This is a genomic window from uncultured Roseobacter sp. (assembly GCF_947495275.1).
In the GTDB taxonomy this organism is placed as follows: Bacteria; Pseudomonadota; Alphaproteobacteria; order Rhodobacterales; family Rhodobacteraceae; genus Roseobacter.
Genome location: NZ_CANLYL010000001.1, coordinates 50,516 through 65,559, shown reverse-complemented (window position 1 = coordinate 65,559; position 15,044 = coordinate 50,516). Strand labels below are relative to the sequence as shown.

The 15,044-nt window shown below is 57.8% G+C and carries 10 protein-coding genes and 1 pseudogene; 7 read left to right on the top strand and 4 right to left on the bottom strand.

The features are described from left to right. Positions 1 to 3 precede the first annotated feature (3 nt). The 6 genes from queA (at position 4) to uvrA (ending at position 8,777) form a co-directional block, all read left to right on the top strand. Positions 4 to 1,053 carry a tRNA preQ1(34) S-adenosylmethionine ribosyltransferase-isomerase QueA gene (gene queA, locus Q0802_RS00320; protein WP_298911913.1) on the top strand — a complete coding sequence of 350 codons (1,050 nt, stop codon included), beginning with the start codon at positions 4 to 6 and terminating at the stop codon, positions 1,051 to 1,053. A 110-nt stretch (positions 1,054 to 1,163) separates the two neighbouring features. Further along, positions 1,164 to 2,429, top strand: a complete 1,266-nt coding sequence (locus Q0802_RS00315; protein ID WP_298911911.1) for an MFS transporter — start codon at positions 1,164 to 1,166, stop codon at positions 2,427 to 2,429. A gap of 91 nt (positions 2,430 to 2,520) precedes the next feature. Beyond that, positions 2,521 to 3,105, top strand: a complete 585-nt coding sequence (locus tag Q0802_RS00310) for a DUF924 family protein (RefSeq protein ID WP_298911909.1) — start codon at positions 2,521 to 2,523, stop codon at positions 3,103 to 3,105. 123 nt (positions 3,106 to 3,228) lie between these two features. Beyond that, entirely contained in the window at positions 3,229 to 4,623 is a 1,395-nt protein-coding gene (gene lpdA / locus Q0802_RS00305) for a dihydrolipoyl dehydrogenase (RefSeq protein ID WP_298911907.1), read from the top strand. A gap of 36 nt (positions 4,624 to 4,659) precedes the next feature. Then, on the top strand, positions 4,660 to 5,835 hold the full coding sequence (locus tag Q0802_RS00300; RefSeq protein ID WP_298911905.1) for an MFS transporter: 1,176 nt from the start codon (positions 4,660 to 4,662) through the stop codon (positions 5,833 to 5,835). A gap of 80 nt (positions 5,836 to 5,915) precedes the next feature. Further along, complete coding sequence (gene uvrA / locus Q0802_RS00295; RefSeq protein WP_298911903.1) at positions 5,916 to 8,777, top strand: excinuclease ABC subunit UvrA; 2,862 nt, start codon at positions 5,916 to 5,918, stop codon at positions 8,775 to 8,777. Between the two features lie 76 nt (positions 8,778 to 8,853). Here uvrA and Q0802_RS00290 read toward each other — a convergent pair whose 3' ends face one another. The 3 genes and pseudogenes from Q0802_RS00290 to Q0802_RS24690 all read right to left on the bottom strand — a co-directional run. Further along, positions 8,854 to 10,209, bottom strand: coding sequence for an MmgE/PrpD family protein (locus Q0802_RS00290; protein WP_298911901.1), 1,356 nt, complete (start codon positions 10,207 to 10,209; stop codon positions 8,854 to 8,856). A 66-nt stretch (positions 10,210 to 10,275) separates the two neighbouring features. Continuing rightward, on the bottom strand, positions 10,276 to 11,160 hold the full coding sequence (gene mmsB, locus Q0802_RS24695) for a 3-hydroxyisobutyrate dehydrogenase (protein WP_366523294.1): 885 nt from the start codon (positions 11,158 to 11,160) through the stop codon (positions 10,276 to 10,278). Positions 11,161 to 11,187: 27 nt separating this feature from the next. Further along, a pseudogene (locus Q0802_RS24690) lies at positions 11,188 to 12,201 on the bottom strand (enoyl-CoA hydratase/isomerase family protein); the annotation flags it as partial. A gap of 315 nt (positions 12,202 to 12,516) precedes the next feature. Between Q0802_RS24690 and Q0802_RS00280 the strand changes: the two are divergent. Further along, positions 12,517 to 13,296 (top strand): VPLPA-CTERM sorting domain-containing protein, encoded by a 780-nt coding sequence (locus Q0802_RS00280; protein ID WP_298911896.1) that lies wholly within the window; start codon positions 12,517 to 12,519, stop codon positions 13,294 to 13,296. Between the two features lie 92 nt (positions 13,297 to 13,388). On the opposite strand, the gene Q0802_RS00275 is transcribed toward Q0802_RS00280, so the two are convergent. Further along, positions 13,389 to 14,888, bottom strand: coding sequence for a CoA-acylating methylmalonate-semialdehyde dehydrogenase (locus Q0802_RS00275; RefSeq protein WP_298911891.1), 1,500 nt, complete (start codon positions 14,886 to 14,888; stop codon positions 13,389 to 13,391). Positions 14,889 to 15,044 lie beyond the last annotated feature (156 nt).

The following is a 15,044-nucleotide window of genomic DNA, read 5'->3' as shown; positions in this document are numbered from 1 at the left end:
GCCATGAAACTCAGTGACTTCGATTTCGATCTGCCCGATCATCTGATTGCGACCCGCCCGGCGGTACCGCGCACCTCTGCCCGCCTGCTTGTGGCACGAGGGGACGAGATTACCGATGCCCGCGTGTCAGAGCTTGCGCAATTCCTGCGCCGCGGCGACCGGTTGGTGCTGAATGACACCAAGGTCATTCCGGCGCGACTGACCGGTCAGCGACATCGCACAGGTGCGCAGGGTCAGACCAGTGCGCGGATCGAGGTCACATTGCTGGAACCCCGTGGCGATGGCGTCTGGACCGCTCTGATCAAGCCGTTGAAAAAGCTGAAACGCGGCGAAGATGTCGTATTCAATGCAGATCTATCCGCGACCTTGCAGGATGTCATCGACGGGCAAGGCGTCCTGGCCTTCAACCTGACGGGGCACGATTTTGATGTGGCGCTGAACGCCGCGGGTGCGATGCCCCTGCCGCCCTATATCGCAGCCAAACGACCGGCAGATGCGCAGGACAAGCAGGATTACCAAACCGTCTTTGCGCGAAAAAAAGGGGCCGTGGCGGCGCCAACCGCCTCCTTGCATTTTGATGCGGCGCTGCTGGCGCAGCTGGCTGACATGGGCGTCGATTTCACCCATGTAACGCTGCATGTCGGGGCCGGAACATTTCTGCCCGTCAAGGTGGATGACGTGACCACGCACAAGATGCATTCAGAATGGGGGCAGGTGAGTGATCGCGCGGCCTCTGAGATTGCAGCGACCAAAGCCTCCGGCGGGCGGGTCATCCCGGTTGGTACAACAGCTTTGCGCCTAATTGAAACGGCGGCGCAACGCGGCGAATTCGGGGTGTGGCAGGGGGACACGGATATTTTCATCTACCCCGGCTTTGATTTTCAGGTCGCGGACGGGCTGATGACCAATTTCCATTTGCCCAAATCAACGCTGATGATGCTGGTCTCGGCACTGATGGGCCAGCAGACCGTGCGCGGCATTTACGATCACGCCATCGCTGCGCAGTATCGTTTCTTTTCATATGGAGACGCGTCGCTTCTCTTTCCAAAATAACGCTTCAAGTGCGCAAAGCGACCTGCAAAGTCGCACTTGGGCCGGACCGGGCAATTTGTCTGAGTCTATGTGGGGTTGTCGTCCCTCCCAACGACCGAATGGAGATCCAGATGCTGCAGGTTTTATCAAGCGCTTGGGCGCTCTTGCTGGGCATGTCCCTGCTGATGGTTGGCAATGGCATGCAGGGGACCCTGCTGGGCATTCGCGGTGAAATCGAAGGGTTCTCCACATTGGAGATGTCGATTGTCATGTCCGCCTATTTCGTGGGATTCCTGGGTGGCTCGCGCATGGCACCCGGGATGATCCGGCGCGTGGGGCACGTGCGGGTTTTCGCGGCCCTTGCGTCGTTGATCTCCGCTGTCATGATCATTTACCCGACCCTGACAGAGGTCTGGGTCTGGACCTTGGGTCGCGTGCTGATCGGGTTTTGTTTTTCCGCCGTTTACGTGACTGCCGAAAGCTGGCTGAACAATGCCGCGACAAATGAAAACCGCGGACAGGCCCTGTCGCTTTACATGATCGTTCAGACCGCGGGCATCGTGCTCAGCCAGGCGCTGTTGTTGACGGCGGACCCCTCCGGCTACGTGCTTTTTGTCATCCCATCAGTGCTGGTTTCCATCGCGGTGACGCCGATTTTGCTGTCGATCAGTCCGACACCTGCCTTTGAGGCCACCAAACCCATGAGCCTGAGAGAGCTGGCTGGCTATTCCCCGATGGGATGCGTGGGCATGTTCTTGCTGGGCGGTATCTTTTCCGCCCAGTTCGGCATGGCCTCGGTTTTTGGCGCTAAGGCGGGTCTGAGCGTCGCCCAGATTTCAACTTTCGTGGCGATGTTCTTTGTGGGCGCGGTCCTGTTGCAATACCCGATTGGATGGATATCGGACCGGATGGACAGACGTTTTCTGATCCTGATCGTCTCGGCGGTTGGTGTCGCGGGATCGGTGCTCGGACTGTTGCTGGGCGGCGAGTTCACGTTGCTGCTGGCGTCCGCCTTCGTCGTGGGAGGGATGTCAAATCCGCTTTATTCGCTGCTAATTGCGCATACCAACGACTTCCTGGAGCACGAGGATATGGCTGCGGCTTCGGGCGGGCTGATCTTTATCAATGGTCTCGGGGCCATCCTCGGGCCGATCATCACAGGCTACATGATGGACTTTGTTGGGCCGGGCGGGTTCTACCTCTTCACAGGCGCGCTCTTTGCCTTGCTGGTCGCATACGCGGGATATCGCTCAACGGTGCGGAAATCTATTCCCGTCGACGAGACGGGCGCTTATGTGGCAGTGGCACCGTCCTACACGTCGGTTGCACTGGAATATGCACAGGAATATGCCATCGAAACGGAGCTCAGCGACGAAAACACCTCAACCACAAATTGAATGTGTCGTAATGATGCAAAAAGTGACTAGGAAATTAACGTGAACAGACCTTAACCTATGAATGTGGTTTGTTTATTTGGAGACTGTAGTAATGGTTGATCCGCAAGAAATTTTAAGCTTTTGGTTGGATGAAATAGACCCCGAAGGTTGGTACAAGCAGTCCGATGCGCTCGATGCAGCGATCCGGACGAAATTTGAAGAGACTTGGCATGGCGCCTGTGAGGGGCGGTTTTCGCTTTGGCTCACATATCCCTCGGGGGCCTTGGCCTACACAATTCTGATGGATCAGTTCTCTCGCAATATGTTCCGTGATACAGGGCAGGCGTTTGCGAGTGACCGTGCCGCTTTGGCGGCGGCGAAATCAGCCATCGACAAGGGTTGGGATATTCGGATTAATGAGCCCGCGCGGCAGTTTTTCTACCTCCCGCTCATGCATTCTGAAAATCTTTGTGATCAGGACCGCTGTGTGCGGCTGATGTGCGAGCGGATGCCTGCGGGTGGTGCTGAGCACCTTCTGCATGCGCAGGCCCACCGCGCTGTTATTCGCCAGTTTGGGCGCTTCCCGACCCGCAATGAAGCGCTGGACCGGCCTCATACGAAAGCCGAGCAGGAATTTCTCGCTCGTGGAGGTTACGGAGAGATGATCCGGAGCCTGCAGGCGGCAAAAGCCGCCTGAAAGAAACGCTGACGTTTCGAGACCACGGCGCGCAAATGTCGCGCCGTGCAGCATGTTGCCGCTGGGTTCAATATAGTTTAACGGTAAACTATATTTTCCTTATCCCTTCTGCGAGGACGTGACATGGCTGCAAAATCCTTCGATCTTATTGTGATTGGTGCGGGCCCGGGGGGCTACGTTGCGGCCATCCGTGGTGCGCAATTGGGGATGTCTGTTGCCATTGTCGAGCGGGAACATCTGGGGGGCATTTGCCTCAACTGGGGATGTATTCCGACCAAGGCAATGCTGCGGTCTTCCGAGGTCTTCCACCTGATGCACCGCGCCAAGGAGTTTGGGCTGAAGGCCGACAACGTCGGCTACGATCTCGACGCGGTTGTAAAACGGTCGCGGAAAGTCGCAGGGCAGCTCTCGGGTGGCATCGGTCATCTGATGAAGAAAAACAAAGTCACTGTGTTCATGGGAGAGGCCATGATCCCGGCCAAGGGCAAAGTGAGTGTGAAAACCGAAAAAGGCAGCGAGGAACTGACCACCAAGAACATCGTTTTGGCCACGGGTGCACGGGCGCGCGAACTGCCGGGTCTGGAGGCGGACGGCGATCTGGTCTGGACCTACAAACACGCGCTGGAACCCAAACGCATGCCCAAAAAATTGCTGGTCATTGGCTCCGGCGCCATCGGGATCGAATTTGCCAGTTTCTACAACACACTTGGCGCGGATACGACGGTGGTTGAGGTCATGGACCGCGTGCTGCCGGTTGAGGATGCCGAAATCTCCGCCTTTGCCAAGAAATCCTTCGAAAAGCAGGGCATGAAGATCATGCAGAAAGCCATGGTCAAGCAGCTTGATCGCGCCAAAGGCAAGGTGACCGCGCATATCGACGTGGGTGGCAAGGTTGAAAAGCACGACTTTGACACGGTGATCTCGGCAGTGGGCATTGTCGGCAACACCGAAGGGTTGGGACTCGAAGCGCTGGGCGTGAAAGTCGACCGTACCCATGTGGTCACCGATGAATTCTGCCGCACCGGCGTCGATGGTCTTTATGCCATCGGTGACATCGCGGGCGCCCCGTGGCTGGCGCATAAGGCGTCCCACGAGGGTGTCATGGTCGCCGATCTAATCGCGGGCAAACACGCGCATCCCGTCAAACCCGAAACCATTGCGGGCTGCACCTATTGCCATCCGCAAGTGGCCAGCGTGGGCTTTACCGAAGCCAAGGCCAAGGAGCTTGGTCACGACATCAAGGTCGGGCGTTTCCCCTTTATCGGCAACGGCAAGGCCATCGCGCTGGGCGAACCTGAAGGCATGATCAAGACCATTTTTGATGCCAAGACCGGTGAATTGCTGGGCGCGCATATGGTGGGTGCCGAAGTAACCGAACTGATCCAGGGCTATGTGGTCGGGCGTCAGTTGGAGACCACAGAAGAAGACTTGATGAACACTGTCTTCCCGCATCCGACGCTCTCTGAAATGATGCACGAATCCGTGCTGGACGCCTACGGCCGCGTCATTCATATGTAGCACAGCGGGGGGCCTTCCCCGCGGAGGTCCCCGCAGATGCACCCCACGCAATTCGAAAAGAAAACCCCTTGGGGTCTGGTGCTGGCACTGTGGGGTGCGGGGCTGGGCGCGGCGGCGCAATACGGCAAGTTCAGCGCGATTTTCGACCAACTACCAGAGGTTTACCCGGACGCGGGGGCGTCACTGGGGTTCGTGGTGTCGATCGTCGGCCTTCTGGGCATCTTCTTCGGTGTGGCCGCGGGGTTGATGGTGGCCCGCATCCGGTATCGCCGGGCGCTTTTATGGGCGCTTTGGGCGGGGGCGGCCATTTCCGCCTTTCAGGCGCTGCTGCCGCCGCTGCCCTGGATGCTGGCCAGCCGCGCCTTGGAAGGATTGTCTCATCTGGCCATGGTGGTTGCAGCACCAACCCTGATCGCCCAGCTTTGCGCGCCCAGGGATCGCGGGCTTGCTCTGACGCTTTGGGGGACATTTTTCGGCGTTTCCTTCACCGTTCTGGCCTGGGCCGGGCTGCCGCTTGTGGCGTGGCAGGGCATCCCGGCGCTGCTGATCGCGCATGCGATCTATCTGGCGATTTTTGCACTCTTCCTCGGTGCCAGGTTGCGCGCCCTCAGCATTGACACGCCGGTCCCGCCTCTGTCCCTGTCGAAAATTGTCAAAGACCACGCGACGATCTACCGGTCGCCGTCGATCTCGGCACCTGCCATCGGATGGCTGTTCTACACCTTCTGCTTCGTCTCGATCCTGACCGTGATGCCGCCCTACATCGCGGAAGAGAGCCGCGCCTTTGTCATGGGGGCCATGCCACTGTCGAGCATCGCGTCGTCCATGATCATCGGCGTGGCCCTGCTGCGCATCATGTCAGCCGTCACGGTCATCGGGATCGGCTTTGCCGCAAGTGCGCTGGTCATGATCTGGCTCTGGCAGGTTCCTGGCGATCCAATGGGCTGTTTGCTGTTGGCGGCAGCCATGGGGTTGGTGCAGGGGGCAAGCTTTGCCGCCGTGCCGCAACTGAACGGATCGCCCGCCACGCAGGCGCAGGCCAATGGGGCGTTGGCGCAAATGGGCAATGTCGGTAATACGCTGGGAACGCCGGTTATGGCTGTGACAATTGGCGCCATCGGGTACGCTGGCCTGCCGCTTCTTGCCGGATGTGCCTTTGCGCTGGGAGGGTGCGCGCATTTGGCGCTGGCGCGACGGCGAGCCCGCGCTTAAAGTTTACCTTTTGTTCTCATTTTTTCATTGGCTAATTGCCGGAATACGCCTATGTCTATCGGGTTACACGGGGGTGCCTGATGGCCGAGCTAAAACATATCGAAGTACGCGGCGCGCGCGAACATAATCTCAAGAGCATCGACGTGGATATTCCGCGCGACCAACTGGTTGTGATTACAGGGCTTTCGGGGTCAGGCAAATCGTCTCTGGCGTTTGACACGATCTACGCCGAAGGGCAGCGCCGCTACGTGGAATCACTCTCCGCCTACGCCCGGCAGTTCCTCGATATGATGCAGAAACCGGATGTGGATCATATTGCCGGTCTCTCGCCGGCGATTTCCATCGAACAGAAAACCACATCGAAAAATCCACGCTCGACCGTTGGCACGGTGACCGAAATCTACGACTACATGCGGCTGCTATTCGCGCGGGTCGGCACCCCTTATTCGCCCGCGACCGGCAAACCCATCGAAGCGCAGCAGGTTCAGGACATGGTGGACCGTGTCATGACCATGGAGGAAGGCACGCGCGCCTACCTGCTGGCCCCGATTATCCGCGACCGGAAAGGCGAATACCGCAAGGAATTTCTGGAACTGCGCAAGCAGGGTTTCCAGCGAGTCAAGGTCGACGGGCAGTTTTATGAGCTGGACGAACCGCCGGCCCTCGACAAGAAATTCCGCCATGACATCGACGTGGTGGTCGACCGGATTGTGGTGCGTGAAGGGCTGGAGACACGGTTGGCAGATTCCTTGCGCACCGCATTGGATCTGGCCGATGGCATCGCCATTCTCGAAACCGCCCCGACCGAAGGCGATCCGGAACGCACGACGTTCTCGGAAAAATTCGCCTGTCCGGTCTCGGGATTTACGATTCCCGAGATCGAACCGCGGTTGTTTTCCTTCAACGCGCCTTTTGGTGCCTGCCCGGAATGCGACGGGCTAGGGGTCGAGCTTTTCTTTGACGAGCGCCTCGTGGTGCCTGACCAGAACCTGAAAATCGCTGATGGCGCGCTGGCTCCGTGGCGCAAGGGGAAATCCCCGTATTTTCTGCAAACCATTGAAGCGATTGCCAAACATTACAAGTTCAAACAGTCGGACAAATGGAAAGACCTGCCCGAAAAGGTCCAGCAGGTGTTTCTCTATGGATCGGGTGAAGAAGAGATTGCCTTCCGCTACGATGAAGGCGGTCGCGTCTATCAGGTGACCCGCGTCTTTGAGGGTGTGATCCCGAATATGGAGCGGCGCTATCGCGAGACCGACAGCAACTGGATTCGCGAGGAGTTCGAGCGCTATCAAAACAATCGCCCCTGTGGATCCTGTGGCGGTTTTCGTCTGCGCGAAGAAGCGCTGGCCGTGAAAATCGCCGGTCTGCACGTGGGCGAGGTTGTCCAGATGTCGATCCGCGAGGCTTTTGACTGGTGCGAAACCGTCCCGGACCACTTGACCAAACAGAAAAACGAAATTGCCCGCGCGATCCTCAAGGAAATCCGCGAAAGGCTTGGATTTCTCAACAACGTGGGTCTTGAATACCTGACGCTCAGCCGGAACGCAGGCACGCTATCGGGGGGCGAAAGCCAGCGCATCCGACTGGCCTCGCAAATCGGGTCGGGTTTGACGGGCGTGCTTTATGTGCTGGATGAGCCGTCCATAGGTTTGCATCAACGCGACAATGACCGCTTGCTCCTGACCCTGAAAAACCTGCGGGATCAGGGCAATACGGTGATCGTTGTCGAGCATGACGAAGAGGCGATCCGCGAAGCGGATTACGTATTCGATATCGGCCCCGGCGCAGGGGTGCACGGTGGACAGGTGGTCAGTCACGGCCCGCCAGCCACCATTGCACATGACAAGAATTCGATCACTGGCCAGTACCTGACCGGCGTGCGCGAGATTCCGGTGCCTGCCACGCGACGCAAAGGCAACAAGAAGAAGGTTCAGGTTGTCAAAGCCACCGGCAACAATCTGCAAAATGTGACGGTCGATTATCCCTTGGGCAAATTCGTCTGCGTGACCGGTGTGTCGGGTGGGGGCAAATCCACCCTGACCATCGAAACCCTGTTCAAGACCGCCTCAATGCGCCTGAACGGTGCGCGCCAGACGCCCGCGCCCTGCGAGACGATCAAGGGGCTCGAATATCTCGACAAGGTCATCGACATAGACCAGCGCCCGATCGGCCGGACGCCACGGTCAAACCCTGCGACCTACACAGGCGCCTTTACCCCGATCCGCGACTGGTTTTCAGGACTGCCCGAAGCAAAGGCGCGTGGCTACAAACCGGGGCGGTTTTCGTTCAACGTCAAGGGCGGGCGGTGCGAGGCCTGTCAGGGGGACGGTGTCATCAAGATCGAGATGCATTTTCTGCCCGATGTCTATGTGGAATGCGAGACCTGCAAGGGCGCGCGCTACAACCGCGAGACACTGGAAATCAAGTTCAAGGGCAAGAGCATTGCCGATGTGCTGAACATGACCGTGGAAGACGCGCAGGCGTTTTTCTCGGCGGTTCCGTCCATCCGCGAAAAGATGGACGCGTTGATGCGGGTCGGGCTTGGCTATATTAAGGTCGGCCAGCAAGCCACCACGCTGTCGGGGGGTGAGGCGCAGCGCGTTAAACTCTCCAAGGAACTCAGCAAACGCTCAACGGGTCGTACGCTTTACATTCTGGATGAGCCGACCACGGGCTTGCATTTCGAAGACGTGCGCAAGCTGCTGGAAGTGCTGCATGAACTGGTGGATCAGGGTAACTCGGTGATTGTGATCGAGCATAACCTGGATGTTGTGAAAACGGCTGACCATATCATTGATATCGGGCCAGAAGGCGGCGACGGAGGAGGCCGTATCGTGGCAACCGGAACGCCTGAAAAAGTGGCGGAGGTGCCGGAAAGCTACACCGGTAAGTACCTGAAACCGATGTTGCACGCGCGGGGCAAGGTCGCTGCTGAGTAGCTTCGGAGCCCTTTGATGGGCGTGCTGAAATGCGCCTTGATGACCCCTGTTGTAATGTGATCGGCGCGTCCTGCAATCAGACCGCTGGACCGAGATTATTGGTTGGGCTCAGGCAGAGATCGAGAAGCCGTTTGAAATCTGGCTCGGCTAATTTATCGAACTCGCGACAGAGCGCTTCGATCTCGCAGGCGCGGTGGCTGCCCAGAACCGGATTCGCAAACAGGTGGAATTTGTCAGAGATTTCTGCATCACTGAGCGGCAAATCAGCATCGCCCCGAGGGGTACGTGGTGTGGACTCGTATTGCGACCCGTCTGTGAGCGTCAGAGTGACCTGTGCCCATCTCTTGCCTTCGCTGATCTTCGTGAAATGCGGATCATCAATGAGATGCGTAGCCTTGCTAATGCGCAGGATTTCGGCGTCCTGAAGCGTCGAAGGTGTCAGTTCGGGCAGACCGAGCTGCCCGCGCACAATCATGGCGGCGACCGGGAATGCGATGGCGTAGGCAAATTCATCCGGTGTTGCGGGTGCGTGCCCTGCAAGGCGGGTGGCATTATGGAAGGTTCGAATGTCGACCCGGGCAATCTGCGCATGATGCAGGTGATGCTCCTGCATCAGGTCGTGGGCCGCATCCAGCGCGGGATGCGCCCAACGACAACAGGGGTAGGGCTTGTAATGGGTATCTTGCGCGACACGCCAGGATGATCCGAGATCAGCCCAGAATTCGCCAGCGTTTTCACAGGTCAGCGCCGGGGCACCGGTGAATCCCATTTGGGCCAGATAGCCTGCGGTGACGCCGGTTGGCGCGCCCCAGCCGACACCATCCCGCACCATGGTCGGATGATCAATGCAGCGCATCATCTGGCTCCGGGGACCATGGTATTCGCCAATCCCGGCAGCATGGCGGATTTGATCTGGCGAACATCCAAGGACACGCGCGGTGGCAATGGCGACGCCAACGGCTGTCCAGGACCCTGAGGTGTGATAGTCCGCGCAGGTTGCGTGCTGAGCCAACCCCGCCCGGTAGCTGGTTTCGTAAGAAAGAGCCAAAAGTGTCGCGAAATCAGCGGCTTTCATATCATTTTTAACGTCGGCCATGGCCAGCATGGCGGGAAAAACTGCCGATCCGGCATGCCCTTTGCACGGAGACGAGCCGTCATGGGCGTCTATGCTGTCGACCGTGAAGGCACCGGCCATGGCGGCTCCGGCGGGGCTGGTGATTGTGCCATTCATTAAAATACGCGCGCCACCGGCTGATCCGACCCCATAAAGTGCGACTGCGTTCCGTCGCGCGATCCCGGCCATGCCGGTCGATGATGCCGCGGCTGCAACGCCCATCGTGTCGAGAAAAGATCTGCGCAACACGGACAAAACCTCGGGCGGCAGGTCCGTGTAACTCAAATCTGCGGCAAACTCGTGAAAGGCTGGGGGCATCGGAACCTCTTGGTGGATTGGCATCACCTTAGGGGAGCGCCGTTCCGCAACTTGCCTGTTTGCGACTTACGTTTGCCTTCCGCGCGCTGAAAAACGGGGCAGCATCGCGGAAAAATCCTTGCCCAGACCATCCTCATTCTCGACGAAATGCGCATATAGCTGATGCGCCAATGCGCCCATGGGCGTATCGGCATCCACGGCTTCGGCAGCTTGTTGGGAAAGCCCGAGGTCCTTGAGCATCAATTCGGCGGCAAATCCGGGTTGATAACCGTTATCGGCAGGGCTTGTGGGGCCAACGCCCGGGGCGGGGCAATAGGCATTCATGCTCCAACTGTATCCGGAGGAGGTGCTGACCACATCAAACATTTTCTGGCGGTCCAGTCCCAGTTTGTCGGCCAGTGCGAAGGCTTCACAGGTTGCGATCATGGTCGCCCCGAGGATCATGTTGTTGCATATTTTGGCGGCCTGTCCGGCACCTGCTTCCCCGCAATGGACGGCTTTCTGTCCCATGATGTCAAAAAGGGGCTGTGCTTTGGCGAAGGCCTCTGTCGTACCACCGGCCATGAAGGTCAGCGTGCCACCCGCGGCCCCGCCGATCCCACCAGAGACGGGTGCATCGACAAAGCCCAAAGCTCTTTCGGTGGCTTGCCCGGCAACATCACGGGCCGCTTCTACGTCCACGGTCGAGCAATCGAGCAAGAGGGCGCCAGCTTGCATGGCTGGCAGAACCTCAGATGCGACCGCACGGAGAATATCGCCATTGGGGAGCATCGTGATCACCACATCCGCCCCTGCTGCGGCGTCAACTGCGGATTGGGTTGCGGCGACGCCTTCGGGGGGCTGTGCGGCGGTATCAAAACCCCGTACCTCATGCCCCGCCTTGGCAAGATTAACGGCCATAGGCGCGCCCATATTGCCCAATCCGACAAAGCCGATTTTGAGTTTTGTCATCTGTGCATCTCCCAGCTTCAGTTTGTTTTGACCAAGCGGCATGAGCATCTTGCTGACTTCGGCGGCTGGCACCTGGCCATCGGTAAATCGCCACTTGGGGTTTCGATCCTTGTCGATGATGGTGGCCCTGATACCCTCCAGAAAATCGCCGTGTTCCATAGCCCTGTAGGTAAAACGATATTCAAGATCGAGCGCCTTGGCCATGGTGATGGAAGGTCCGCGCAGCCTGTGAATGAGTTCCACGCAGCACGCCATTGATAAGGGGCTGTTTCTGTTCAGTCTGTCCTGCGCCGCTGCCGCAAATTCACGATCATCGTGCCGCAGCGAACTCAGAATGTCACCAAGCGTTTCTCCGCCAAAATGCTGGTCGATTTCGCCCAGATTTTTCGCCAATTGCCCTTCAGGCGCGGTTTGAGCGGCGTCTGACAGGATATCGGGGCCGGCACCTGCCTCAAGGGCCTCAATCAGGCGCGGCCACTCGGCTTGGGGAATAAAGTGATCGGCAAATCCGGCAAGAATGGCGTCTGCCGCTGACATGCGTGCGCCCGTCGTCCCGAGATATTCGCCGACCCGGCCCGGTGCCAGGGCAAGCAGCAGGGAGCCACCTACGTCAGGGATCAATCCGATGCCGCACTCTGGCATCGCAATCTGGCTGCTCTCTCCAACGATACGGTGCGACCCGTGGCAGCCGATCCCGACGCCGCCGCCCATGGTGAACCCCTGAAGGAACGAAATCACCGGTTTGGGATAGTCGAATATCTTGCCATTCAGGCGGTATTCGTCTGCCCAGAATTTCTGGCCAAAGGCATAATTCGCCTCAATGCCGGTTTCATAGAGTTCAGCGATATCGCCACCGGCACAAAAGGCCTTGTCGCCGGATGCATCAATCACAATTTGAGTAACGTCCGGATCGGTGAGCCAGCGATCAAATGCCGCTTCGATCGCGAGGCACATTTCATAAGTGATCGCGTTCAGGGCGGTGGGCCTGTTCAAGGTGATACGGCCCGTGGGGCCAACGGCGCGAATTGAGATGTCTTTCATACTGGTTTTCATAGGCCAGCAAGGCCCGCACAGCAACCGAATCGGCGGTGATCGAAACGCCGATTTTCAATCCAGAATTCAACCACCGGATAGCTTTTGGAGCGTCGCGAAGTAGATCTCAAAAAGCGTTTTCTACTATGCGGTGAATTTTGCGCGGTATTTCGCCTGTATATTTCGCGGATCGGTAGAATACAATCCGTACCGGTAATCACGTATTGTTGATAAGCATATGATAAATAACAGTATATATCTGTAAAATTAACCGAAAATTTGCAAATCAGATTGCGGCAAAAATGCGCCCATGGTAGTTTGCGCGTGGTAAGTGGTGGTTCCGAGTTAGGCACCGTAAACCGACAAAGCTTTGTAACGAATATAATGAGGAATATCGGAATGAGTGTTAAATATTTAGCGGCCGGCATGACCGCTGCAGCTCTGACAATTTTCGCAAGTTCAGCATCCGCCGCGACAATGTCCGCGACGTTTGACCTGACGGGCAATGACTCGCTGCGCTACAACAATCTTTCAAATGCGTTGGATCCAATGACCCAGGGTGGTTTGACCGCAACTTTCAAAGCGGGCTCAACCATTGGTAACATCACAGGTGTTTCCAACGGAACGACCGGCTTCACCAATATCGGCGTGACTTTGGCGAATGATCCACACATCGGTCGCTACGGCGGCGGTGCAGGTGTTGTCAATTCGACAGGTGACAACGATCACCAGGTCGACGGCAGCGGCTATAGAGACTTCATCGAGGTTGTTTTCTCGCAAGCCGTTCGCTTGACATCGGTTGATTTCAGCTTCTTCGGCAGCAATGACAACATGCGTTGGCTCTATGACGCAAATGAAGATGGCAAGATTGATGACGGTGATTTCATCAGCTTCAGCCAGTCCAGCGATCCCTTCACCAACTTTGGTGGTGTTTCCAGCAAAGTCTGGGGCATTATGGCGTTTGATTCCAATGATGAGTGGAAACTGCGTGCGGTGACCGCAGAATACGACGTACCAGGGGTTCCCTTGCCTGCGGCGGGTTGGATGTTGATCGGTGCACTTGGTGGCATGGGCGCGCTGCGCCGTCGCCAGAAAAAGGCCTGATCGCCTTTTATCGAAACCGCTAAAAGCGGCTCTTTTCAGAGCCGCTTTTTTTATTTGGGCAGGCCTGTCCTACAAGCCAGAGCAATGAGTTTCTATTCCATCACTGGAATGGAAAATTCGCCGCCTTCCTTGATGCCTGACGGCCAGCGGGAAGTAACCGTTTTTGTCCGCGTGTAGAATTTGAACGCATCGGGGCCGTGCTGGTTCAGATCGCCAAACACCGACTTCTTCCATCCGCCGAAGGTGTGGTAGGCCAATGGCACCGGGATTGGCACATTCACACCGACCATGCCGACGTTGACACGATTGGCGAAATCGCGCGCCGCATCCCCGTCACGCGTAAAAATCGCGGTGCCGTTGCCGTATTCATGATCCATCGCCAGCCCGAGTGCCTCTTCGTAGCTTTGGGCGCGCACGGTCGACAGGACGGGCCCGAAAATCTCGTGCTTGTAGATGTCCATGTCCTTGGTGACATTATCAAAGAGATGCGCGCCGACGAAAAAGCCATCTTCATAACCCTGAAGGCTGAAGTTCCGCCCGTCGACGACCAGTTTTGCGCCCTGATCAATGCCGGTTTGCACCAGCCGTTCGATGTTGGCTTTGGCAGCGGCCGTGACGACGGGGCCGTAATCCACATCCGTGCCAGCCGTGTACGGGCCGACTTTCAGCTTTTCGATCCGGGGCACCAGCTTTTCGATCAGACGGTCGGCGGTCTCATCCCCAACCGGGACCGCGACGGAGATCGCCATGCAGCGCTCGCCCGCAGCACCATAACCCGCCCCGACAAGCGCATCCGCAGCCTGATCCATATCCGCATCCGGCATGACGATCATATGGTTCTTGGCACCGCCAAAACATTGCACGCGCTTGCCGTTCGCGCAGCCCGTAGCATAGATGTATTCGGCAATGGGGGTGGACCCGACAAATCCAATGGACTGGATAACGTCATTGTGCAGGATCGCATCGACGGCAGTTTTGTCGCCGTTGACGACCTGCAAAATACCCTTGGGCAGCCCTGCTTCTTCGATCAGTTCCGCAAGCATCAACGGCACCGAAGGGTCCCGCTCGGACGGTTTGAGGATGAAGGCGTTGCCGCAGGCGATGGCCGGGGCGAACATCCACATCGGGATCATTGCGGGAAAGTTGAAGGGGGTAATGCCAGCGGTCACACCCAGCGCCTGACGCATGGAATACATGTCAATGCCCGGGCCCGCGCTATCGGTGTATTCGCCTTTCAGCAATTGCGGCGCGCCGATGCAATATTCGACAACCTCCAGCCCGCGCTGCACATCGCCCGCAGCATCTGGCAAGGTCTTGCCATGTTCCCGGCTCAGGGCTTCGGCGAGTTTGTCCATGTCGCGGTTCAGCAGATCGACGAACTTCATCAACACACGCGCGCGGCGCTGCGGATTGGTTGCAGCCCATGCCGGCTGTGCGGCTTGTGCGAAAGCAACCGCCTGCGCCAGTTCCTCTTCGGAGGCCAGAGGGCATTGCGCCTGGACCTCACCCGTGGCCGGGTTCATCACATCCGCAAATCGGCCTGACGTGCCTTTGACATGCGCGCCGTTGAGGTAGTGGGTAAGTTCTTGCATTTGTTTCTCCGAGTTGGGGGTGGTTCCCGCGGGGCTTGGTCATGCACTTCATGTGCCGATAGCTTGCTTGTCTCGCACCATAGTCTTGCAAAAAAAAACGGGAAAGGGGCAAGGTGACAAAGCGGCTTTGCAATTGTGCAAAACGGCCTGCCGGGT

What these genes read in the sequence shown, in the direction of transcription:
- Q0802_RS00315 (WP_298911911.1), top strand. Translation starts at nt 1,164, where the DNA reads ATGCTGCAGGTTTTATCAAGCGCTTGGGCGCTCTTGCTGGGCATGTCC.
- Q0802_RS00275 (WP_298911891.1), bottom strand. Translation starts at nt 14,888, where the DNA reads ATGCAAGAACTTACCCACTACCTCAACGGCGCGCATGTCAAAGGCACG.
- Q0802_RS00300 (WP_298911905.1), top strand. Translation starts at nt 4,660, where the DNA reads ATGCACCCCACGCAATTCGAAAAGAAAACCCCTTGGGGTCTGGTGCTG.
- lpdA (WP_298911907.1), top strand. Translation starts at nt 3,229, where the DNA reads ATGGCTGCAAAATCCTTCGATCTTATTGTGATTGGTGCGGGCCCGGGG.
- uvrA (WP_298911903.1), top strand. Translation starts at nt 5,916, where the DNA reads ATGGCCGAGCTAAAACATATCGAAGTACGCGGCGCGCGCGAACATAAT.
- Q0802_RS00290 (WP_298911901.1), bottom strand. Translation starts at nt 10,209, where the DNA reads ATGCCCCCAGCCTTTCACGAGTTTGCCGCAGATTTGAGTTACACGGAC.
- mmsB (WP_366523294.1), bottom strand. Translation starts at nt 11,160, where the DNA reads ATGACAAAACTCAAAATCGGCTTTGTCGGATTGGGCAATATGGGCGCG.
- queA (WP_298911913.1), top strand. Translation starts at nt 4, where the DNA reads ATGAAACTCAGTGACTTCGATTTCGATCTGCCCGATCATCTGATTGCG.
- Q0802_RS00310 (WP_298911909.1), top strand. Translation starts at nt 2,521, where the DNA reads ATGGTTGATCCGCAAGAAATTTTAAGCTTTTGGTTGGATGAAATAGAC.